Below are 21,107 nucleotides of genomic sequence, written 5' to 3'. Positions count from 1 at the left end.
CCAGACGCCGTAAATCTTCACGCTGCAAGAACTTCACATGGGCTTCGCGAATATTCAGTTCAACGTCTTGTTCGGACTGCTCTTTCTGTGCAAACGGCATCCACGGTTTCAGTTCCGCAATGGACGCCTGGATGGCCTGAAACACTGCTTGTCCGTCTCCAGGCTGCGGCATTCGTATCAACAATCGGTCGGTGAAAAACCGGGTGGGAAATTCCAGCAGCATCGGATTCATGCGAAGATCATCCTTTCATTATTTGCGTAGTAAAAGTTGTTAATTCTTTACGGGATGCACGTTTCCTTTCGCAAAAACACATAAGCGCCCAACCGGCGGAGAAATGCTGCGAGGAGCACGCGTGACGAACCCGTGCCGTTCCGGCCGGGGAGACGGCCTTTTTGGAAAAAACGTTCCCCTCCCGGGCTTCCGCTACATACAGTAGAACGAAAGCGGAAAAAAGGAGGGGGCCACATGGGCGATTTCATTTCCGATCTGCTGGGGAAGCTGAGCAAGAAAACAGGACGGAACTGGACGCTGGAGGATATCGTGCGGCTGGCGCAAAAGCTGCCGAAGGGAGGGACCGGAAACATCGATGACGTGCTCAACGAGCTGTCAGACATGGGTCTCAACCTGAACGAGGAAACGCGGGAGCAGGTGAAGGAGCAGTTGAAAAACGGCAAACCCCCATCCCTCGAATCAATCAGCGACCTGGCGAACAAGCAGGCACAGGGAACGGACACCCCGAAGAAAGAGGTGTCGCAAGCGAGCGGGAGGGCGAAAGGCGATCCGCTTGCCGAACGATTGAAAAAATGGCAGGACGGGAAAAAGAAAAGGCGATAGACGTTTGATGCAAAAGGAACGCAGTCTCACGTGCCCCGGCACGGTGCGGCTGCGTTTGTTTTTTGGGGGAAACCTTGATAAAAACGTACAATTGTGTTTTAATTAACTTATAATGTTCGTGTTTTTCTATTCTCTTTCCAAAAAAGTCAGGAGGTTCTATCCGTGAGTGTGAAAAAGGCACTGATCAGCGTTTCCGACAAGACAGGGTTGATTCCGTTTGCGCGCCGTTTGGCTGACGCCGGCGTGGAGATCATCTCCACCGGGGGTACGGCTGCCATGCTGAAAGAAGCGGGCATTCCCGTCATCGGCATTTCCGAAGTGACCGGTTTCCCGGAGATTCTCGACGGGCGCGTCAAAACGCTGCATCCGAATATCCACAGCGGCCTCTTGGCTGTACGCGACAATGAAACGCACCGGCAGCAGTTGAACGAACTGCAGATTGAAACGATTGATCTGGTTGTCGTCAACCTGTATCCTTTTAAGCAGACGATCGCCAAACCGGACGTGACGTTTGCGGAGGCGATTGAGAATATTGACATCGGCGGGCCGACCATGCTGCGTGCGGCCGCGAAAAACCACCAGTACGTCACCGTTGTGGTGGACGCCGCCGACTACGAGCAGGTAGCCGCGGAAATCGAGAAGGAAGGCGATACGTCCCTGGACACGCGCCGCCGTCTGGCCGCCAAGGTGTTCCGCCATACGGCCGCGTACGACGCGCTGATTTCCCGCTATCTGAGCGAACAGGTGGGCGATTTCCTGCCGGAAAGCTACACGGTGACCTACGAAAAGGCGCAGGATCTGCGCTACGGCGAAAATCCGCACCAGCGGGCCGCGTTCTACCGCGAGCCGCTGGCGGCCGGGGCCAGCATCGCCCGCGCCGAACAGCTTCACGGCAAGGAACTTTCCTACAACAACATCAACGATGCTGACGCCGCTCTGGCAATCGTGCGCGAGTTTGCCGAACCCGCCGTGGTTGCGGTGAAACACTCCAATCCGTGCGGCGTAGGCATCGGTGCCGACATTCGCGAAGCCTACCAAAAGGCGTACGAGGCTGATCCCGTTTCCATCTTTGGCGGCATTGTGGCGGCCAATCGTCCGGTGGACCGCGACACCGCCCTGTTGATGAAAGAAACGTTTTTGGAAATCATCCTCGCGCCTGATTTCACTGAAGAAGCGCTGGCCGTGCTGACCGAGAAGAAAAACCTGCGCCTGCTGCGCATCCCGGCGCTGAACGAGTCCCGGGAGGCGGCGCAAGGCTTCCGCATCGCTCCGGTGGCGGGCGGAGCGCTGGTGCAGGAGTACGACGTGAAACAACTGGAAGATGCCGACATCCGCGTGGTGACCGACAAACAGCCGACCGCCGACGAACTGGCCCAACTGAAATTCGCCTGGAAGGTCGTCAAGCACGTCAAGTCGAACGCCATCGTGCTCGCCAGGGAGAACATGACCATCGGTGTGGGCGCCGGCCAGATGAACCGCGTCGGTGCCGCCAACATCGCCATCGCCCAGGCGGGAGAAAAAGCGAAAGGGGCCGTGCTGGCCTCGGACGCCTTCTTCCCGATGCCGGACACCGTGGAAGCGGCGGCGAAGGCGGGCGTGACGGCGATCATTCAGCCGGGCGGTTCGGTCCGCGACCAGGACTCCATCGACGCCTGCAACCGCCATGGCATCGCGATGGTGTTTACCGGCGTACGCCATTTCAAACACTAATCGTCCGGCACGAATCCATGGGAGCCGAACAAGAAAAGCGGGGATTCCAGAACCGCTGACAGGAGGGAGTACGGATGAACGTACTGGTAATCGGCGGCGGGGGCCGCGAACACGCCATCGTCTGGAAGCTGGCGCAAAGTCCCAAAGTGAAAAAGATTTTCTGCGCGCCCGGCAACGGCGGTACGGCGCAGTTGGCGGAAAACGTGCCGATTCCCGTTGACGATTTTGCCGCCCTGGCCCAGTTTGCCAAAGACGAGGGGGTTGACCTGACGGTGGTCGGTCCGGAAGACCCGCTGTTGGGCGGAATCGTGGACTTTTTTACGGAGCGCAGCCTGCCGATCTTCGGGCCGACCGCCCAGGCGGCGAAGATCGAAGGAAGCAAATGTTTTGCCAAGCATCTGATGAAGCGCTACGGCATCCCGACGGCCCGGTACGAGTCGTTTCTCGACTACGAGTCCGCCCTGGCCTATGTGCGTGAACAGGGGGCACCGATCGTGGTCAAGGCGGACGGGCTGGCCGCCGGCAAAGGGGTGGTCGTCGCGGAAACGCTGGAAGCGGCGGAGGCGGCGCTCTACCGGATCATGAAGGAAGGGGTGTTCGGCCAGGCAGGGGCGCGCGTGGTGATCGAGGAGTGCATGCGCGGCGAAGAGCTGTCCCTGCTGTCGTTTGTCGACGGGGAAACGGTCAAGCCGATGGTGACCTCCCAGGACCACAAGCGCGTCTTTGACGGCGACCAGGGACCCAACACCGGCGGCATGGGCACCTACGCGCCTGTGCCGCACATGTCGGCGGAACTGGTAGAGCAGATCGTGGAAACCATCGTCAAGCCGATGGCCCGCGGCATGGCCCGGGACGGCATTCCGTTCCGGGGCGTGCTTTACACCGGCCTGATGATCACGGACGAGGGGCCGAAGGTGGTGGAGTTCAACGCCCGCTTCGGCGATCCCGAGACGCAGGTGATTCTGCCGCTCCTGGAGACCGATCTGGTAGACATCTGCACGGCTGCCATCCAAGGGGAACTGGCATCCGTCGACGTGCGCTGGAAGCAGGAGAGTGCGGTATGCGTCGTCATGGCCGCTCCCGGGTATCCGGGCGATTACCCCAAGGGAGAGCCGATCAGCGGGTTGGAGAAGGCGGGCGAGTCCGTTACCGTGTTCCACGCCGGCACCAAACAGACGGAGAAGGGCATCGTCACCAGCGGCGGCCGCGTCCTCGGCGTGACCGGGACGGGGCGGACGCTGGAGGAAGCGCGGGCTCGGGCATACGCCGCCGTTGAGCGCATCCGCTTCGAGGGGGCGCATTACCGCCGGGACATCGCGGACAGGGCGCTGCGCAGAAGCTAGATTCATGCAAATCGTGACAAGGACGTTTGCCTGCAGCGAAAAAAAGGGAGACCCGTCCGGTTACTGACGGTATCTCCCTTTCTTTTTGCCGGCTGCGTAAAAAAAGTACCCCATGACGGCGGCACAGCCGATGATCAGGGCGATGACAAAGGCGTTGTGGGAAAACCACTCGTACAGCGGAGGTCCGACAAGTGACATGGGCAGTCCCTCCTAGGAATAGGTTGGATAGAGATGTTCGTCGCGGCTGTGGTGGTCGTCCGGTTTTTGTTCGCGCCCTTGGCTGCGGGAGGCTTCTTCGGCCTGGCGGTAGGAGACGTACTCCTGGACGGCCGCTTCGAACTGTTTGTCTTCGGCCGACAGGTTGGCATGCTCCTGTTTGGGAGTCGTGCCGATGCCCATCTGCTTCAACCCCGCCTGGGCCCCCATGTCCTTGACTTTGCCCAGCATGTTTTGCAGACCGGCCCGATCGCGGCTGTTGACACCCATCGCGTACAGCATCGGACAAAAACGGGTGACACCTTCCGCCACCTTCATGGCCGACAGCGCCATCAACAGCCAGGGGGTGCGGTACGGGCGGCGGCCCATCCGGCCGACTCCGTAGGCCAGCCCTAACAGGCCGACGGTGATGCGAATCACAGCATCCACGGTTCCGACGTTTTTTTGCATCGTTGTCCCTCCTGTCCTAACGGTTCCTGTTTGGTAGTGTGTGCCGGGAGGAAAAAAACACGCGAGGGAATTGTTGTTAGCAGCGATGCGGGGATACAGGATACCGGCAGGCGAACGGAGAAGTGTACACAGGAAGTGACCGAGCGTTCGCTAGAAAACGTCTGCTCAAGCAGAGGGATTCTCTATCCGTGCGCCAAACAGGGAAAGGAGTGCATGCGCAATGCGAGTCCGTCCGATGAACGAGGAGGCTTACCTGCGTCTGATACGGGTGGCGAAGCGGCAGGCCCCGGCCGACATGTGGATCAAAGGAGCGCGGGTGCTGCAGGTGTATACCAAGGAATGGCGGGAGGTGAACGTCGCCGTCGCCGGAGAGCGGATCGCCTACGTGGGGGAAAAGGAGCCGGAGGTGGACGAACACACGGTTGTGGTAGACGCAGCCGGGACGTACGCGGTACCGGGGTACATTGAGCCGCACGCCCATCCGTTTCAGTGGTACAATCCGTTTACGCTGGCCGACTTCGCGCTGGAACGGGGAACGACCACCCTGGTGTCCGACACGATGATGCTGATGAGCCTGCCGTTTGCGCAGGTGGCGGAGATCATGGAGCGGCTGTCGGCCCATCCGGTCAAGCATTTTTTCTGGAGCCGGCTCGATCCGCAGCAGAGGCGGGCGCAGGCCGAACCGCCGTTTGACCGGGCAGGGCTGGCCCGCATGCTGGAGCATCCGCTGGTTGTCCAGGGCGGGGAACTGACCGACTGGCAGGGAGTGTTGAGCGAAGACGAGACCCTGCTGTTCGGGATCAAGCACACCCGCGATCTCGGCAAACGGATGGAGGGACATCATCCGGGAGCGTCGGCGGAGACCCTGAACACGGCGGCTGCCGCCGGGATCACCGCCTGCCACGAGAGCATCACGGCGGAGGATCTGCTGCGCCGCCTGCAGTTGGGGATGTACGCCGCGCTGCGCCACTCGTCCATCCGGCCGGACCTGCCGGAACTGGTTCGCGGCTGGCTGGAGATGGGGCTGCCCTGGTCGCCCCGCATGATGCTGACGTCGGACGGCAGCACGCCGCCGATGCACCGGCACGGCCTGATGGATTACACGATAAGGGTGGCGATCGAAGCGGGCATGCCGCCGGAAGAGGCCTACGCGATGGCGACGCTCAACCCCGCCGTCTACTACGGCATGGACGCCGAAATTGGGGGTATTGCACCAGGCCGGCTCGCCGATGTTCTGCTGCTCGCCCGTCCGGAGGAACCGACGCCCGAGCTGGTCATCGCCAACGGACGGCGGGCGGCGGAAAAGGGGCGGCTGCTGGTGTCCACGGTGCAGCCCCAATGGGAGCGGTACGAGTTTCCGCCCGTCGACCGGCTGGGGAGGGACGTGGGGGCGGAAGCGTTTCGACTTCGCCACACGGGCGGACCGCTGCCGGTCCTGCACATGCGCAATGCGGTGATTACCACACTGGAGCGGGAGGAGCTGCCGGCAGACCGGGACGGCTGCGTTTCGCTGGAGAACGATCCCGAGCTGGCGGTGATCTGCTGTCTCAATCCTGACCGGGAGCGGCTGACACAGGCGCTGGTAAGGGGATACGGCCGCTCTCTGGAGGCGCTGGCCAGCACCTACACCGCCTCCGACGACTGGCTGGTGATCGGGCGCGATCCAGAGGCCATGGCGCAGGCGCTGCGGCGCGTCCGGCAAATCGGCGGGGGCGTGGTGATGATGGACGAGGGGCGGGTGGTCTGCGAATGTCCGCTGCCGCTCGCCGGAATGTTTTCTCCCGCGCCGATGGACGACGTGATCGGCATGGCGGAATCGCTGACGGACCTCTTGCGAAAAAAGGGGTACGCGCATTTGGACCCGCTCTATTCGCTGCTGTTTTTTACCGCCACCCATCTGCCGTATGCCCGGCTCACCGCCGAGGGGATCGTCGATGTGAAGTCGGGGGCCGTCATGGTGCCGTCCATTTTCCTTCCATGAGGGGAACGCGTTTTCTCAACGGATCGCCTCAACGGATTGCTTTAATTAAATAAAGTATTGATATATTTATTTGATTTAAAAACAGGTTCATTTTTACGCTGATATATGCTTGAAAAATATGTTTTTGAAAATACCATTTTTCATCTCTTGTAAATTTCCTAATATATTTTACAATTAAGAAAGGCCAGACAGGAACGGTCCTGCGAGACGATCGGCCCATGGCGAGAATCCTCCCGGGGTGGACGTTTTACGGGCCGGACAGGTGATTTCATGGGTGGCGGTGGACGGGTGGTTCTGATATGATTATGCTAACCTGTCCCGCCGTGGAAGGGGTGCTTTGAGGGGACGGTTTCATCGTGGGCATTCGTCGATCGGGACGACCAGCCGACTCCGGAATCGCAGGGAACGCTGCTGAATAGGGCCAGACATCGCAGACTGCCGAACAAGCCTCTGCCAACCCGGGGCGACACTCAGGTGTGCGCCCTTTCTGTTTGAGGAGTTGTCCGGCGCGCGGACGAGCCTCTCGCCGACTGTGCTGCCGCTCAACGGAAAGACAGCGCGTCAGGCGAAGAACGCAGCGGATGTCCCGACAGCCGCCGGGCGGGAAGTCGTTTTTTGCGATCGCCGAATGCAGAAAATTTACAATTACCGCAAGTTTACAAAGGAATGAGGGATGGGAAAGTATGCTGCTCGACATTTTGCCTCAGGTGTTGGTTGACGGCTTGACGCTGGGCTTCATGTACGCCGTCGTTGCGCTCGGCTACACCATGGTGTACGGGATTCTGGAGTTCATCAACTTCGCTCACGGCGAGATTTTCATGGTGGGCGCCTTTGTGGGGACGGAGGTCCTGCTGATCACGGACGCCCTGGGAGCGCTGGAGGGGATGAATCCGTTTGTCGCGCTGTTTTTGACCCTGCTGATCGCGATGATCATAACCGGAGCCCTCGGCGTCGGGATCGAGCGGGTAGCCTACCGTCCGCTGCGCGGCGCGCCGCGGCTCGTTCCGCTGATTTCCGCGATCGGCGTGTCGTTCCTGCTGCAGGACCTCGTCCGCTTTACGGAAGCCATTGCCCGCAACGAATTTTATCTGAACAGTCCCATTCTTTTTACAGGTTCCATCCCGTTGGGCAGCATCGCCACGATTCCGACGAAGGCGTTGATCGTCATCGTGCTCGCCGTTGTGATGATGGTGTCGCTGACCTTGTTCATCAACAAGACCAAGTGGGGAATCGCCATGCGGGCCGTTGCGCAGGACCAGTCGACGGCGTCGCTGATGACCATTAACGTGGACAAAGTCATTATGCTTACCTTTTTGATCGGCTCCAGCCTGGGTGGCGCAACCGGGGTGCTGTTTGCGCAGAACTACGGCACGATTGACCCTTACATCGGCTTTATTCTCGGCCTCAAGGCGTTTACCGCAGCCGTCCTCGGCGGAATCGGCAACATCCGCGGAGCGATGGTGGGCGGCGTTCTGCTCGGCCTGCTGGAGTCCCTGTCCGGCGCGTACATGGGTCCGCTGACCGGCGGAGCGTTTGGCGCCGAGTACAAAGACGTGTTTGCGTTCAGCATTTTGATTCTCGTGCTTCTGTTCAAGCCGGAAGGGCTGTTTGGCGAAGCCGTAAAAGAGAAAGTGTAGGTGAAACGCATGGCAAACATGGTATGGAAGTCGTTCAAGGGGATTCCGCTTCCGGTTACGCTGATCTGGATCGCCGGGTTTTCCGCCGCGCTCCACTTTTTGGACAAATCGGTCATCGCGTTTCTGGGAATCTTGTGCTCCATTGTTTTGATCTACTACACCAACTCCTCGAAAATGGTCCGGATGCTCATCGGGGCGCTGGTGCTCCTGGTCATCATTCCGCTGGTGGCGGGGGACAACCGCTACTACATGGAAGTGGCTTCGCAGGTGGGCATCTACGTGGCGATGGCGCTCGGCCTGAACATCGTGGTCGGCTTTGCCGGTCTGCTTGACCTCGGCTACGTCGCCTTTTTCGCCGCCGGTGCCTACGCGTACGCGATTTTTTCCACGTCCCAGGCCAACCAGTTCATTCCCGGCGACCTGTTCCCGCTGTCGGGCGAGTGGTTCTGGCCGTTCCTCATCGTCGGCTTGATCGTGGCCGCGATCTTCGGGATTTTGCTCGGCCTGCCGGTCCTGCGGGTGAAAGGGGACTACCTGGCCATCGTCACCCTTGGGTTTGGCGAAATTATTCGGATTATTTTCAATAACCTGGACAAACCGATCAACATCACCAACGGCCCGCAGGGGATTACTCCGATCCCGCAGCCGGAGCTGTTGGGGATGAAGATGGGGACGCCGTTCCACTTCTACTTTATCGTGCTGGTTGTCATCGCCTTTATCGTCCTGGCCAACCTCCGCTTTGAAAACTCGCGCATCGGCCGCGCCTGGATCGCGGTGCGGGAAGACGAGCTGGCGGCCCAGTCCATGGGCATCTCGCTGCTGAACACCAAGCTGGCCGCGTTTGCCACGGGCGCTTCCTTCGCCGGTGTGGTCGGCGTCATTTTCGCCGCCAAGCAGACGTTTATCGATCCGACCTCGTTTACGCTGATGGAGTCGATCGGGATTCTCGTCATGGTCATCCTCGGCGGCAGCGGAAGCATCCCCGGCGTAGTGCTGGGGGCGGCGTTCGTCACGGTGCTGCAGGTGCAGCTGCTGAAAGAGCTCTCCAATTTCCTGCACTCGCTGCAGCAGGCGGGCGTCATCAACCTTCCCAACCAGTTGGATCCGTCCAAGTTCCAGCGCCTGATCTTCGGCATCATGTTGATTCTCGTGGCGCTCTACCGTCCCAACGGATTGATTCCGGCGAAGCGCAGGAAGAACGACCTCGACGCCATCCGGGCAAGCAAATTCGCCGAGAACCGGCTGGGGATCCTGAGCAGGCTGTCGAAAGGCAAGCTGTCCCAGGGCAGCCAGTCGTAGCGGACAAGGAGGGAGCATCAGTATGGCACTGTTGGAAGCAATCGGCTTGACCAAGCGCTTCGGCGGTCTTGTCGCCAATCAGGACATCACGATCAAGATCGAGAAGGGGACGATTACGGCGGTCATCGGGCCGAACGGGGCCGGGAAAACCACGTTTTTCAACATGATCACCGGCTTTTACGAGCCGGACGAAGGCGATGTCCTGCTGAACGGGAAAAGCATCAAGGGACTGCGGCCGGACCAGATTGCCGAGCGGGGCATCACCCGCACGTTCCAAAACATCCGCCTGTTCAAGGAGATGACCGCCCTGGAAAACGTGATGGTGGGCACGCACAGCCGGCTGACGGCGGGGCTGTTGGGCATCCTGTTCAACATCAGGCGGGTGCGCGAAGAGGAAGAGCGGGCCCGCGTCGAGGCCTATCAGCTCCTGGAATACGTCGGGATCGCCCACGTCGCCAACGAAGCGGCCGGCAGTCTGCCGTACGGCTTGCAGCGCCGCCTGGAGATCGCCCGGGCGCTGGCGACCAATCCGCAAATCATCCTGCTGGACGAGCCGGCGGCGGGGATGAACCCGCGCGAAACGGCGGAGATGACCGAGTTTATCCGCCGGCTGAAAAACGAACTGGATCTGACCATCATCCTGATCGAACACGACATGAAGCTGGTCATGGGCTTGAGCGAATACATCCACGTGCTGGATTACGGACGCAAAATCGCCGAGGGAACGCCGGAGCAGATCCGCCACAATCCCAGCGTCATCGAGGCGTACCTGGGCAAAAGCGCGTCGGAAGTGTCGTAAGCGGGGGAGGAATCAAAGATGGCATTGTTGGAACTGCATAACGTACACACCTATTACGGCGGCATCCACGCGTTAAAGGGGCTGAGCATCCAGGTCAACCACGGAGAAGTGGTGACGCTGATCGGCTCCAACGGGGCGGGCAAGTCGACCACGCTGAAGACGATCTGCGGCCAGACACGCGCGCGGGAAGGGAAAATCCTCTTTGACGGCAAGGACATCACCCAGATGCGCACGCACGAAATCGCCCTGCTGGGCATCGCCCACGTGCCGGAGGGGCGGCGCATTTTCCCCAAGCTGACGGTGCGGGAGAACCTGGAGATGGGCGCCTTCTCCGTAACGGACAAGAATCTGATCGAGGAAGGGATTGAGCGGGCGTTCCGCTACTTTCCCCGGCTGAAAGAGCGGATCAACCAGAAGGGCGGCACGATGTCCGGCGGGGAGCAGCAGATGCTGGCCATCGCCCGCGGCCTGATGATGAAGCCGAAAATCCTGATGCTGGACGAGCCGTCCATGGGGCTGGCGCCGATTCTGGTCGAGCAGATTTTTGACATCATCACGGAGCTGAACCGGGAGGGCATGACGATCCTGCTGGTGGAGCAAAACGCCAATCAGGCGCTCTCCGTGGCCCATCGCGGTTACGTCATCCAGACGGGAGAGATCATCCTGCAGGACGAGGCGCCCACCCTGCTGGCAAACCCGCAGGTTCGGGAAGCATACCTCGCATAGCGGTCAAACACCGATGGAGTCTACACTACCCCATCGGTGTTTTTTTATGGTTGCCGCTGATCAGCTCCTGCCGGTTGGCCGATCAAGCAAATGGAGACGTGATTTCATCATAATATTTGCAGTTAAGCAATTCTTTTTTTTGTAATGAAATGGAAATTTCCTCGTCATATAGATACACAGATTTGCAGGAAAACAAATAAATAGAAAATATTTACAAAAACGAGTGGTGGTATATTATAAAAATTGTAAAAAAAGTAAATGGAGGGAATGATATTGAAAATCGCCGCAAAAATCGGACTTTCTAGCCTTTTATTATTAGCTGCATTGGCTTCGGCAAAACCAACATTTGCGTACAATTTGGCAGGATACTATTGGGACACCCCAAAAAAGTAGATTGTTCATTTTTAAAGAGGAGGATTATGGAAATACAGGGTGGAATGCAGTAACGTCAGTAAAAGTTTATACAGGATCTGACATCGTACAGACAGCGACAATTAGCCCTAATTCTTACTATATGGATGAGATGGGAGCATTTGATTTGCAAGGAGTTTTTGCTCATGAATTAGGTCATGTGCTTGGCTTAGATCATGTGAAAGATAAAAACCAGGTAATGTGTACTGCTGCGGACGGCAGAAAAGTGAATAAACCCGGTGATGATGATATTGATGGGATTAAGGCGATATACTGATGATCCGATTGCTAAAGAATACTCTGATAAAATGAAACGCAAAATGATCCTGAAAGGAAGATATTTCGATGATAAACAAAAAATCAGTAATTTTGCCTATTATTGCAACTGCCATTGTCGTTACAGGTGGGTACCTTTACGTAAGTGCCAATCAAACTGCATCCAGCCAAGCAAATCAATGGCAGGAAGACGTTCATGGGGCTGAAAATAAGGGGAAGGCGGGAGCTGCGGTAAATATAAGCGGAGATGTTCATGAGAGTTTTACCAATATCGAACAGTTGAAAGACAGCTCTGAATTGATTGCTGAGGTTGAAATTGAAAAGTCGGACAGCTTCCCATACAAACATGTTGTGTTTACGCTTAGTGAAGCGAAACTGCTGCATGTATATAAAGGAGAGGTCCAAAACGACGAAACCATCAAGATTCTCGAAACCGGTGGATATAAGGATGGAACGGAATACACGTTTGAAGGCAACAAGGTATTTACGGAAAAGGAGACAGCGATTGTATTTTTGGAAAAGTACGAAGGTCCGATTGTTGATCACGCTTATGTAATAAAAGGGGGTTATCAAGGAAAATTTGTAACAGACGGTCATACAGTAAAACCAGCCAATGGCGTACAAAAGGGGCTGCAGGTAAAAACCATGGAAGAGTTGGACTTGGAATAGCATGGTATCAGACGGCCAGCCAGGTGAATCCTGGTTGGCCGTTTCCATGTGCCCGTTCCCTCCCCAAACGGCGACGGCTTCGCGCGGAGATAGCCCGCTACCTCAGGCAGGCGCGGGGAGTCGCCTGCACCCCGGACGAGATTGTGATCGCCGCCGGTACGCAGCTCTTGATCCAGCAGTTGTGCTGCCTGTTTGGCCTGGACGGCCGGGCGGTCGCCATCGAGGAGCCGGGGTATAACGGCGTGCGAATCGTCTTTCAGCATCTCGGCTTTGCCGTCACGCCGATTCCGTTGGAGGAGGACGGCATTGACGTGGAAGCACTGGAGGCGAGCGGCGCCCGGCTTGTCTACATCACGCCGTCCCATCAGGAGCCGTCCGGCATGGTCATGCCCTACGCGAAACGGATCAGGCTCCTCCAGTGGGTGGCCCGGACCGGCGTTTACATCGTGGAGGACGACTACGACGGCGAATTCCGCTACCGGGGAAAGCCGATTCCCTCGCTGCAGGGCTTGGACACGGAGGGGCGGGGCGTCTATCTCGGCACGTTTTCCAAGTCGCTCCTGCCGTCCATCCGGATCAGCTACATGGTGCTGCCGCCGGCGCTGATGGACGTCTGGCGGGAACGGATGAGCCCGTACGACCAGTCCGCCTCGCGCATCCACCAGGAAACGCTGGCCCTGTTCATGAAAAGCGGCGAGTGGGAACGGCACATCCGCAAAATGCGCACGGTGTACCGCAAAAAGCACCAGGCCATGCTGAATGCGCTGCATGCGGTCATGGGCGGCCACATCCGCATCATGGGCCAGGATGCCGGCTTGTCGGTTACGGTCGAGGTGTACAGCGACAAGACGGCAGAGGAACTGACGGCGGCTGCGGCGTCGGCGGGCATCCGCGTCTATCCCACCGCGCCGAAGTGGTTCCGTCCCCCGCAAAATCGGCTGCCCGCCTTTCAATTCGGCTTCGGCGGCCTGTCGGTGGAGGAGATGGATGCGGGGCTGCGGCTGCTGTACGAGGTGTGGAAGCCGTATATGCACTCCTGCATTTGACAGAACTTACTGACAAGCGTAGAGTGTAGCAGTGTATGGAGGGTGAAGCGAGTGAACTCTGCGCGCACGTTGTTTGTCACAGGCATGATTAAAATTATCCCGGTCGCCGCCGCGGGGATCGTGGACGGGCTTGTGTTTGGCATCCTCGCCCGGCAGGCAGGTCTCGGCATCGCGGAAGCCTTGCTGTTTTCGCTCCTGGTCAATGCAGGGTCGTCGCAGTTTGCCGCCGTCGGCCTGATCTCGCAGGGGATTGTGGGCTGGCCCATTCTGGTCTCCACGGCTTTGCTGAACGCCCGTCACCTGCTGTACGGACTGTCGCTCGGGCCCCACTTTCGCGGGACGCCTCCGTGGAAGCTGTCGTTGATGGCGGCTGGCCTGAACGACGAGACGTACGCCCTGACATCCACCTATCTGGCGTCCGGCCAAAAGCCCAGCCTCTCCTTTTTTGCCGGTGCGAGCGCGGTCGACTATCTGATCTGGAACGCCAGCACGCTGGCCGGCGCCTGGTTTGGCGCGGTGTTTACGGAAACGGAGGCGTACGGCCTGGACTTTGCGTTTGTGGCCACGTTCCTCGGCTTTCTCGCGATCAATCTGCTCTCCCCGTTTCATGTGAAGGTGGCGGCCGGCGCTGCGGCTGTCGCCTGCCTCGCGTACTGGGGAGGTGGCGGGACGGCGGCGGTGATCGCCGGGACGCTGACGGCAGTGGTGATGGGAGCGGTGAGCCGTGAACGATAAGGTGCTGCTGATCATTGTCTTGATGGCCGTGATTACCTATCTGACGCGGTTTCCCATGTTGCTGATCAGCTCGCGCTGGGAGATCCCCGACTGGCTCCGGCGCGGACTGGCCATGGTCCCGGTGGGCGTGTTCAGCTCGCTGACCGTGCCGCCCATTCTCTTTCATGGGAATGACGGGCAGTGGAGTCCGGAGTACCTCGCGGCGGGGGTGGTTTCACTCGCCGTCGGCCTGTGGAGAAAGCAGGTCGTCTGGGCGCTGTTGGCCGGGGTGGGGGCGATTGTGCTGTGGCGGGCTCTTTTCTGATGATTCGGGAAGAGCGTGTAAAAAAAGGCGAGCTTGCGCATCAACGCAGGCTCGCCAGTTGTTTTTTGCCGGCGTACAGCGCCAGCATGCTGAACAGAACGGCCAGCGCGCCCGCGTAAAACGGGACGTGCGGCGAGTACCACTCGGCCAGCTTGCCGGCCAGCCAGGGCGCGACCGCGCCGCCGACGAAACGGACGAAGCTGTAGGCGGAAGACGCGACGGCACGTTCCACCGGCGCGACGTCCATCACCGATGCGGTCAGGACGGTGTTGATAATGCCCAGAATCGCGCCGGCCATGACGATGGCCAGTACCAGCGTCACTTGCGACGAAACGCCGAATCCCATGGCCGCCAGGTCTGCGGCCAACAGCAGCAGCATGGCGAACAGCGTGGGGACGGACCCGTAGCGCTCCTGCAGCTTCGGCGCCACGATCACCGAGGTGATGGCGAGCATCACACCCCAGAAGAAGAACACGTACCCCAGGCTGTGTTCGTCCATGTGCAGCACAAACGGAGAAAACGCCAACAGCGTAAAAAACCCGAAGTTGTACAGGAGCGCCGTCAGCGCCATGGTAAACAGGCCGCGGTGCCCCAACGCGCGGAACGGATCGAGAAGCGAGCTGCGCCGCTTCGGCTTGGGCACGTCGCTGAGCAGAACGAATACAGCGAGCAGCGCGATCGCCATCAGCACGGCGACGCCGAAAAACGGCCCGCGCCAACTGATGCCCCCGAGCAGCCCGCCAAGCAGCGGTCCCACGGACATCCCCAGACCGATGGCCGCTTCGTACAGGACGATCGCTCCCGCCGTGCCGCCGCTGGCTACGCTGACAATCACCGCCAGGGCGGTGGAGATGAAAAAGGCGTTGCCCATTCCCCAGCCGGCGCGGAACCAGACGATCTGCATCACCGAGTGGGACATGCCGCCGAGGAAGGAAAACAGGATGATTCCGGCCAGGCCGGCCAGGAGCGTCGCCTTGGGGCCGATCCGGCTGGAGACCCATCCCGTGACCAGCATCGTCAAGCCGGTCATCAGCATGTAGCTGGTGAACAGCAGGGATACTTCACTGGGCGTGGCATTCAGTTTGCTCGCAATCGCGGGCAGGATCGGGTCGACCAATCCGATCCCCATGAAAGCGACCACACAGGCAAAAGCGACAGCCCAGGCTGACTTGGGCTGCTGCATAATGATGCGCCATGCATGAGCGTGACTCTCCATCAGGGTTCCTCCTTTTCGTTTTCGATCTCCGCCTGCAGTTCCCGTTTTTTCCTGGCAATGCGGGTCAACTTCTCATCGTAGTTGGCCAGCAGTTCCGAGAGTTTGTTCATTTTTTCCTGCAAAAAGCCGCGCTTGGCCAGGAGCGTCCGCTCCAGTTCGGTCAGCAGGTTCAGCTTTTCTTCGGCGGACACTCCCTGGTAATAGCCCTGCTTCAACAGCTCGTATTTGTGGGCCAGGTCCATCATGTCCTTGATTTCCTGCAGCGACGCCCCCAACAGGTCACGGGTGTTTTTGACGTGCAGGATGTGGGCGATGTCCTCGTCCGTGTACATGCGGTATCCGCTCTCCGTTCGCCCGGACGGATTGACCAGCCCCAATTCCTCGTAATAGCGAAGCGCCCTTTTCGTCAGGCCGGTTTTTTTAGCTGCCTCCTCGATGCGGTACAACGGGCTCCCTCCCATTCGCTTGCGTACTGGCACGACGACATGAAGACAGGTATTATGATACAAAACTGTAACGTTAACGTAAACGTTATTGTTTTCCGCTTATATGGACCAGCCGCGTGCGCAAAAAAAGCCCGGACCAGACCAAACGGCTGATCCGGGCGCAGCATGGGCAGCGCTCACGGACGGTACCCCAATTCCGCGGACATCTCTCGCACCGTCTCCAGCAGTTCCCTGAGGATCGCATCCTTCTGGGGAAGAACGCGGTCGGACGGGCCGATCACGCTGACCGATGCGGCTACTTCGCCGGTGGAATCAAACAGCGGCGCCGCCATCCCGGTGACGCCCACGTTGCGCCGGTCGGAGCTGAATTCGTAGCCCCGTTCCCGGATCTCCCGCAGCGCCAGCTTGATCTCGTCGGCTGACGTGTACGAGTAGGGCGTGTACGTCCGGATTCCCTCCGCCAGCACCTCGTCCTGAAACGATTCCGGTTTGTAGGCCAACAGCACGCGGGACGCAGAGGTGGAATAGAGGGGGAAGCGGCGGTGCGTCTCGACCGTAAAGCGGATCGGGTGAGGCGAATCCACCTTGGTGACATAGATGGCGTCGGTGACGTCCTGCACGCACAGCACGACCAGCTCCTGCGTGCGGGACACCAGGCGGTTGATATAGGGAGCGGCAAAGTCGACGATGTCGTGGTTTTTCAGCACCTTGTTGCCCAGCTCCAGCAGCGTGTAGCCGAGCGTGTACTGCCTGGTTTTTTCGTTTTGGCGGATAAATCCTTCCGCCTCCAGCGTCGCCAGCAGCTTGTGCACCGCTCCCTTGGAGAGCTGCAGCCGCTTGCTCAATTCCGTCACGCCGAGCTCCTTGGGCGCGTCGAGGAAGATTTTCAACAGCCGGCAGCTGTTGCGTACGGAAGACAGAAAATGATCCATGGACACGACTCCTCCGAAGTTCACATTTAGCAATAGTCTACCATAACCGGGAAGACTTTACGGTTCGAAAAGAGATAATCATCCCTTTACTCAGACTACCTTGAATTGTCAGTCTCTTCATGATAGTATATCACTAGAGTTCTCGGATAGGAAACGATGTTTTCTATTCGTGAACAATTTGTCAAAAACATACACATAACGGGGGATGAACACGTGAAGAAACAGGCATTATCGGTACTGTCCATTCTTGCTTTGACCGGTTCACTGCTCGCCGGCTGTGGGTCTTCCGCCGGGCAGCCAGCCGCGTCCGGCCAGCCTGCGGGGCAGGGCGGCGGCCAGGCACAGGCTCAGTTGGAGGACACGCTGGTCGTGGCGGGCAACGGCGCCACCGTCGAACAGCTAATGAAAGACGAGATTTTCAAGAAGTTCAACGAGAAGTACCCGAACGTGAAGCTGACCTACGTCTCCGGCGTCTCGACCGAGATCGTGGCCAAGGTAAAAGCGCAGAAAAACGCGCCGCAGATCGACGTCACCATCGTCGAGGGCGGCGAACAGGAAAAAGGGCGCCAGGAAGGGCTGTGGGAGGCGCTCTCCGAGACGGACATCCCCAACATGAAAAACGTGCCGCAGGACCTGCGCGTCGCGGAAAACAGCGGGGTAACCGTCAACTTTACGCCGATGGGCATCTCCTACAACGCGGAGCTCGTCAAGGAAAAAGGCCTGCCGGTGCCCAAGTCGTGGAACGACCTGACCAGGCCGGAAGTGAAGGGCTACATCACGATGACCGACGTGGCCAGCAACTTCGGCCGCTCCACGATGATCATGCTGGCCTACGCCAACGGCGGTTCGGAGAAAAACATCGAGCCCGGCTTTGAAAAAATGAAAACGATTGCGAGCTACATGCCGACGTTTGCCAAGAGCGCGGCCCAACTGCAGCAAAACCTGCAAAACAAAAGCGCGGCCTACACCACCTGGACGATGGCCCGCAGCCTGACGCAGAAAGAGACGGGCCTGCCGCTGGAATTCGTCTTCCCGGAAGAGGGCGGCAACATCGTGCCGAACGTCGCCACGCTGGTCAAAGGGGCCAAGCACCCCAACGCCGCCAAAGCGTTTATCGACTTCCTGCTGAGCGACGAGGTGCAGATCATGTACGCGACCAAGCTCTACTACAACCCGGCCACGGCCGTGAAGCTGCCGGAAGACGTGGCCAAGCAGTTGGAGTTTGACCGCAGCAAAGTGGTGAACTTCGACTACGACACGATCAGCAAGGAAACGTCCGCGTGGCTCGATCGCTTCAACAAGGAGATCGCGCCGCTGACAGGAAAGTAGGTGTCCCTTTGAGCAAGGTAATTGACGTCGAACTGCGCAACATCATGAAGAAGTTCCAGAATAACGTCGTGGTTCGGGACTTCAACCTGCAGGTGGAGCAGGGAGAGTTTGTCTCGTTTCTCGGGCCGTCCGGCTGCGGCAAGACGACCACGCTGAACATGATCGCCGGATTTTTGGACCCGGACGAAGGGGAGCTCTTGATCAAGGGGCGGCGCATGAACGGCGTTCCCCCTTACAAGCGCGAACTGGGGATGGTGTTTCAAACCTATTCCCTGTTCCCGCACATGACGGTGGCGGAAAACGTCGCCTACGGGCTGAAGCTGCGCAAGGTGGGCAAAGCCGAGATGCAGGAGCGGGTGAAGCGGGTGCTGGAACTGGTCAAGCTGCCGCATGTGGCCGACCGCTATCCCAAGCAGTTGTCCGGCGGCCAGCGGCAGCGGATTGCGATCGCCCGCGCGCTGGTGATCGAGCCGTCGCTGCTCCTTTTGGACGAGCCGCTCAGCAACCTGGACGCCAAGCTGCGCGAAGAACTGCGCGACGAACTGAAGCGGCTGCACCAGGAGATCGGCGTGACCACCATCTTCGTCACCCACGACCAGGAAGAAGCGCTCTCCCTGTCGGACCGCATCGTCGTCCTGAACCACGGCCGCGTCGAGCAGATCGGCACGCCCGAGGAGATCTACAACCGTCCCGCCTCCGAGTTTGTCCACACCTTCATCGGCAAGACCAACCGCCTGGAGGGAGTCGTACTCGCCCAGGACGGCGAGGGTCTCACCGTGAAAACGGCGGGCGGCCTCATCGTCAGGGCGGCCCGGCAGCAGCGGGTGTTTGCCCCTGGCGAAAGAGTGGCGGTGTTTGTGCGGCCGGAAAAAATCCGTCTGGCGGACGGAGCGGCTGCGGATGAGGTCAACCACGCCAGCGGCCAGTTGATGATTGCCTCCTTTTTGGGCGCCTTTACCGAATGCGAGGTGAAGGCGGGAGGGCATACCCTGTCCGTCAAGGTGCAGATGGACGGGCAGGGTATGCCGCTTACCCCCGGCAGGGCGGTCAACTGCCGCTGGGAGAGCGAAGACGTGCTGGTCATGCCGGCGGAGAGGGGATAGCCGATGAGCAAGCGTCTCTCCATCCTGCTGTTGACAGCGCCGAGCATGATCGTGCTCCTGGGCGTGTTTCTGATTCCGATGCTGCTGATGCTCCTGTTGAGTTTTCAGGACGACACGCAGGCGTTCAGCCTGCAAAACTACCTGTTGTTCATCCAGGACCCGTTTTACCTGGAGATTCTCTGGCGGACCATCCGCATCAGCCTCTGGACGGTGCTGTGCACGCTCCTGCTCGGCTTTCCCGTGGCCATGTTCATGGCGCAGGCCTCGGGCCGGATGCGGGGCGTCGTCACCATGCTGATTCTGGCGCCGCACCTGATCAGCGTGGTGATCCGCAACTTCGGCTGGGTGGTCGTACTGGGCGAAAAGGGCTGGATCAACGAAACGCTGCTGAAGCTCGGCGTGATCGACCAGCCGCTGCGCCTGATGTACAACGAGCTGGGCGTGGTCATCGGCCTGACCGATTCGTTTATCGCCTACATGGTGCTGGCGATCGCCACCAGCCTGTACGCGATCGATCCGTCGCTGTCCAAGGCGGCGTCCATTTTGGGGGCGTCCCGCGTGCGGACGTTTTTCACCGTGACGCTGCCGCTCAGCCTGCCGGGAATTATCGCCGGCACGACACTGGTGTTCAGCTTGTCGATGAGCGCGTTTGTGACGCCGGCGCTGATGGGGGGCACCTCGGTGAAGGTGATGCCGGTCATCGCCTACGAACAGATCATGTCGACGCTCAACTGGCCGCTGGGAGCGGCGCTGGCCTTCCTGCTGCTGGGCAGCACGATCCTGCTGGTCACCCTGTACACGCGGCTGATTGAAACCAAGCGATACAAAGAGGTGTTTGCGTCATGAAAAAGCTGAATGGGTACGGACTGATCACCTTCTTTGTGCTGCTTCTGGTCAACCTGCCGTTTCTGGTCATCATCCCCAGCTCGTTTACTGCCGCCGGCTACCTGTCGTTCCCGCCGGAGGGCTTTTCCTGGCAGTGGTACGCCAAGATTCTGGATCGGCCGGAGTTTATCGAGTCGTTCTGGTTCAGCCTGCAGCTTGCCGCGATTACGGCGGTGCTGGCGACGCTGATCGGCACGCTGGCGGCCTTTGCCTTGAGCAAGTACAGATTCCGCGGCAGCGGGGTCATCAACAGCCTGCTGCTGTCGCCGCTGACCGTGCCGTCGCTGATCATCGGGATCGCCGCGCTGCTGTTCTTTACGCGGATCGGAATTGCCGGCACGTTTACCGGCCTGCTCCTGGCCCACACGCTGATCTCCATTCCGTACGTGGTGCGGCTGGTGCTGACCGGCCTCAGCACGTTCGACTACACCCTGGAAAAGGCGGGCTACATGCTGGGAGCCCGGCCGCTTCGGGTGTTCTGGGACGTCACGCTGCCGCTTCTGCGGCCGGCCATCGTGTCGGGCATGATCTTTTCGTTTCTGACGTCGTTTGACAACGTGACGGTGTCGCTCTTCTTGGTGGCGCCCGACACGACGACGCTGCCGCTGGCCATTTTCACCTACATGCAGGAGACGCTGGACCCGCTGGTGGCCTCCATCTCCGCGGTCGTCATCCTGCTCAGCCTGGTGTTTATCGTCCTGCTGGAAAAGGTGTACGGGCTGGAGCGCCTGTTTGGACTCAATTCCCAATCCCATTAAG

The 21,107-nt window shown here is 59.3% G+C and carries 22 protein-coding genes and 1 pseudogene; 17 read left to right on the top strand and 6 right to left on the bottom strand.

The window, feature by feature from the left end:
• Window position 1: 1 nt before the first annotated feature.
• Window positions 2-232, bottom strand: a pseudogene (locus FOI68_RS18645) (GNAT family N-acetyltransferase); the annotation flags it as partial.
• Between the two features lie 234 nt (window positions 233-466).
• On the opposite strand from FOI68_RS18645, the gene FOI68_RS18640 reads away from it, so the two are divergent.
• The 3 genes from FOI68_RS18640 (at window position 467) to purD (ending at window position 3,888) form a co-directional block, all read left to right on the top strand.
• Entirely contained in the window at window positions 467-835 is a 369-nt protein-coding gene (locus tag FOI68_RS18640) for a hypothetical protein (RefSeq protein WP_044897749.1), read from the top strand.
• Window positions 836-997: 162 nt separating this feature from the next.
• On the top strand, window positions 998-2,545 hold the full coding sequence (gene purH / locus FOI68_RS18635; RefSeq protein WP_044897748.1) for a bifunctional phosphoribosylaminoimidazolecarboxamide formyltransferase/IMP cyclohydrolase: 1,548 nt from the start codon (window positions 998-1,000) through the stop codon (window positions 2,543-2,545).
• 74 nt (window positions 2,546-2,619) lie between these two features.
• Window positions 2,620-3,888, top strand: coding sequence for a phosphoribosylamine--glycine ligase (gene purD, locus FOI68_RS18630; RefSeq protein ID WP_035298909.1), 1,269 nt, complete (start codon window positions 2,620-2,622; stop codon window positions 3,886-3,888).
• Window positions 3,889-3,948: 60 nt separating this feature from the next.
• Here purD and FOI68_RS23625 read toward each other — a convergent pair whose 3' ends face one another.
• Both FOI68_RS23625 and FOI68_RS18625 read right to left on the bottom strand, forming a co-directional pair.
• The gene (locus tag FOI68_RS23625; RefSeq protein WP_185973983.1) at window positions 3,949-4,086 is read right to left on the bottom strand and encodes an EYxxD motif small membrane protein; all 138 of its coding nucleotides are present in this window, start codon (window positions 4,084-4,086) and stop codon (window positions 3,949-3,951) included.
• Between the two features lie 12 nt (window positions 4,087-4,098).
• Complete coding sequence (locus FOI68_RS18625) at window positions 4,099-4,554, bottom strand: YgaP family membrane protein (protein WP_143864003.1); 456 nt, start codon at window positions 4,552-4,554, stop codon at window positions 4,099-4,101.
• A 220-nt stretch (window positions 4,555-4,774) separates the two neighbouring features.
• Here FOI68_RS18625 and FOI68_RS18620 point away from each other — a divergent pair, with 220 nt between their 5' ends.
• The 10 genes from FOI68_RS18620 (at window position 4,775) to FOI68_RS18575 (ending at window position 14,437) form a co-directional block, all read left to right on the top strand.
• Window positions 4,775-6,535, top strand: a complete 1,761-nt coding sequence (locus FOI68_RS18620; RefSeq protein WP_143864002.1) for an adenine deaminase C-terminal domain-containing protein — start codon at window positions 4,775-4,777, stop codon at window positions 6,533-6,535.
• A gap of 683 nt (window positions 6,536-7,218) precedes the next feature.
• The gene (locus FOI68_RS18615) at window positions 7,219-8,172 is read left to right on the top strand and encodes a branched-chain amino acid ABC transporter permease (RefSeq protein WP_035298916.1); all 954 of its coding nucleotides are present in this window, start codon (window positions 7,219-7,221) and stop codon (window positions 8,170-8,172) included.
• 9 nt (window positions 8,173-8,181) lie between these two features.
• Window positions 8,182-9,471 (top strand): branched-chain amino acid ABC transporter permease, encoded by a 1,290-nt coding sequence (locus FOI68_RS18610; RefSeq protein ID WP_029100811.1) that lies wholly within the window; start codon window positions 8,182-8,184, stop codon window positions 9,469-9,471.
• Between the two features lie 22 nt (window positions 9,472-9,493).
• Window positions 9,494-10,270, top strand: a complete 777-nt coding sequence (locus FOI68_RS18605) for an ABC transporter ATP-binding protein (RefSeq protein ID WP_029100810.1) — start codon at window positions 9,494-9,496, stop codon at window positions 10,268-10,270.
• An 18-nt stretch (window positions 10,271-10,288) separates the two neighbouring features.
• Window positions 10,289-10,996, top strand: a complete 708-nt coding sequence (locus FOI68_RS18600) for an ABC transporter ATP-binding protein (protein ID WP_044897744.1) — start codon at window positions 10,289-10,291, stop codon at window positions 10,994-10,996.
• Between the two features lie 346 nt (window positions 10,997-11,342).
• Window positions 11,343-11,684 (top strand): matrixin family metalloprotease, encoded by a 342-nt coding sequence (locus tag FOI68_RS18595; protein ID WP_160297079.1) that lies wholly within the window; start codon window positions 11,343-11,345, stop codon window positions 11,682-11,684.
• Between the two features lie 68 nt (window positions 11,685-11,752).
• Window positions 11,753-12,352 (top strand): hypothetical protein, encoded by a 600-nt coding sequence (locus FOI68_RS18590; protein ID WP_143864000.1) that lies wholly within the window; start codon window positions 11,753-11,755, stop codon window positions 12,350-12,352.
• A 23-nt stretch (window positions 12,353-12,375) separates the two neighbouring features.
• Entirely contained in the window at window positions 12,376-13,398 is a 1,023-nt protein-coding gene (pdxR, locus tag FOI68_RS18585) for a MocR-like pyridoxine biosynthesis transcription factor PdxR (protein ID WP_255433674.1), read from the top strand.
• A 51-nt stretch (window positions 13,399-13,449) separates the two neighbouring features.
• Window positions 13,450-14,133, top strand: coding sequence for an AzlC family ABC transporter permease (locus FOI68_RS18580; protein WP_143863998.1), 684 nt, complete (start codon window positions 13,450-13,452; stop codon window positions 14,131-14,133).
• On the top strand, window positions 14,123-14,437 hold the full coding sequence (locus FOI68_RS18575) for an AzlD domain-containing protein (RefSeq protein WP_238551018.1): 315 nt from the start codon (window positions 14,123-14,125) through the stop codon (window positions 14,435-14,437). The genes FOI68_RS18580 and FOI68_RS18575 overlap by 11 nt, the downstream gene beginning before the upstream one ends.
• A 40-nt stretch (window positions 14,438-14,477) precedes the next feature.
• Here FOI68_RS18575 and FOI68_RS18570 read toward each other — a convergent pair whose 3' ends face one another.
• The 3 genes from FOI68_RS18570 to FOI68_RS18560 form a co-directional block, all read right to left on the bottom strand.
• Window positions 14,478-15,653, bottom strand: coding sequence for an MFS transporter (locus tag FOI68_RS18570; RefSeq protein ID WP_035298921.1), 1,176 nt, complete (start codon window positions 15,651-15,653; stop codon window positions 14,478-14,480).
• Window positions 15,653-16,099, bottom strand: coding sequence for a MerR family transcriptional regulator (locus FOI68_RS18565; RefSeq protein WP_029100806.1), 447 nt, complete (start codon window positions 16,097-16,099; stop codon window positions 15,653-15,655). The genes FOI68_RS18570 and FOI68_RS18565 overlap by 1 nt, the downstream gene beginning before the upstream one ends.
• Window positions 16,100-16,275: 176 nt before the next feature.
• Window positions 16,276-17,031, bottom strand: coding sequence for an IclR family transcriptional regulator (locus tag FOI68_RS18560; protein ID WP_035298925.1), 756 nt, complete (start codon window positions 17,029-17,031; stop codon window positions 16,276-16,278).
• A 213-nt stretch (window positions 17,032-17,244) separates the two neighbouring features.
• Between FOI68_RS18560 and FOI68_RS18555 the strand changes: the two genes are divergently transcribed.
• Genes FOI68_RS18555 through FOI68_RS18540 form a run of 4 tightly spaced genes read left to right on the top strand, consistent with a single transcriptional unit; the run spans window position 17,245 to window position 21,106 of the window.
• Complete coding sequence (locus tag FOI68_RS18555) at window positions 17,245-18,360, top strand: ABC transporter substrate-binding protein (RefSeq protein ID WP_029100804.1); 1,116 nt, start codon at window positions 17,245-17,247, stop codon at window positions 18,358-18,360.
• Between the two features lie 8 nt (window positions 18,361-18,368).
• On the top strand, window positions 18,369-19,463 hold the full coding sequence (locus tag FOI68_RS18550) for an ABC transporter ATP-binding protein (protein ID WP_143863997.1): 1,095 nt from the start codon (window positions 18,369-18,371) through the stop codon (window positions 19,461-19,463).
• Between the two features lie 3 nt (window positions 19,464-19,466).
• A complete protein-coding gene (locus FOI68_RS18545; protein ID WP_035298929.1) occupies window positions 19,467-20,309 on the top strand; it encodes an ABC transporter permease in 843 nt (280 codons plus the stop codon).
• Window positions 20,306-21,106: an ABC transporter permease gene (locus tag FOI68_RS18540; RefSeq protein WP_143863996.1), complete on the top strand. Its 801-nt coding sequence runs from the start codon at window positions 20,306-20,308 to the stop codon at window positions 21,104-21,106. The genes FOI68_RS18545 and FOI68_RS18540 overlap by 4 nt, the downstream gene beginning before the upstream one ends.
• Window position 21,107 lies beyond the last annotated feature (1 nt).

Origin of the sequence: Brevibacillus sp. LEMMJ03 (genome assembly GCF_007197875.1) — a bacterium.
GTDB lineage: Bacteria > Bacillota > Bacilli > Brevibacillales > Brevibacillaceae > Brevibacillus > Brevibacillus thermoruber.
This window is presented reverse-complemented; position numbering and strand designations above follow the sequence as displayed.

What these genes read in the sequence shown, in the direction of transcription:
- FOI68_RS18545 (WP_035298929.1), top strand. Translation starts at nt 19,467, where the DNA reads ATGAGCAAGCGTCTCTCCATCCTGCTGTTGACAGCGCCGAGCATGATC.
- FOI68_RS18570 (WP_035298921.1), bottom strand. Translation starts at nt 15,653, where the DNA reads ATGGAGAGTCACGCTCATGCATGGCGCATCATTATGCAGCAGCCCAAG.
- FOI68_RS18540 (WP_143863996.1), top strand. Translation starts at nt 20,306, where the DNA reads ATGAAAAAGCTGAATGGGTACGGACTGATCACCTTCTTTGTGCTGCTT.
- FOI68_RS18590 (WP_143864000.1), top strand. Translation starts at nt 11,753, where the DNA reads ATGATAAACAAAAAATCAGTAATTTTGCCTATTATTGCAACTGCCATT.
- FOI68_RS18625 (WP_143864003.1), bottom strand. Translation starts at nt 4,554, where the DNA reads ATGCAAAAAAACGTCGGAACCGTGGATGCTGTGATTCGCATCACCGTC.
- FOI68_RS18600 (WP_044897744.1), top strand. Translation starts at nt 10,289, where the DNA reads ATGGCATTGTTGGAACTGCATAACGTACACACCTATTACGGCGGCATC.
- FOI68_RS18560 (WP_035298925.1), bottom strand. Translation starts at nt 17,031, where the DNA reads ATGGATCATTTTCTGTCTTCCGTACGCAACAGCTGCCGGCTGTTGAAA.
- FOI68_RS23625 (WP_185973983.1), bottom strand. Translation starts at nt 4,086, where the DNA reads ATGTCACTTGTCGGACCTCCGCTGTACGAGTGGTTTTCCCACAACGCC.
- FOI68_RS18605 (WP_029100810.1), top strand. Translation starts at nt 9,494, where the DNA reads ATGGCACTGTTGGAAGCAATCGGCTTGACCAAGCGCTTCGGCGGTCTT.
- FOI68_RS18615 (WP_035298916.1), top strand. Translation starts at nt 7,219, where the DNA reads ATGCTGCTCGACATTTTGCCTCAGGTGTTGGTTGACGGCTTGACGCTG.
- FOI68_RS18640 (WP_044897749.1), top strand. Translation starts at nt 467, where the DNA reads ATGGGCGATTTCATTTCCGATCTGCTGGGGAAGCTGAGCAAGAAAACA.
- purD (WP_035298909.1), top strand. Translation starts at nt 2,620, where the DNA reads ATGAACGTACTGGTAATCGGCGGCGGGGGCCGCGAACACGCCATCGTC.
- FOI68_RS18620 (WP_143864002.1), top strand. Translation starts at nt 4,775, where the DNA reads ATGCGAGTCCGTCCGATGAACGAGGAGGCTTACCTGCGTCTGATACGG.
- FOI68_RS18610 (WP_029100811.1), top strand. Translation starts at nt 8,182, where the DNA reads ATGGCAAACATGGTATGGAAGTCGTTCAAGGGGATTCCGCTTCCGGTT.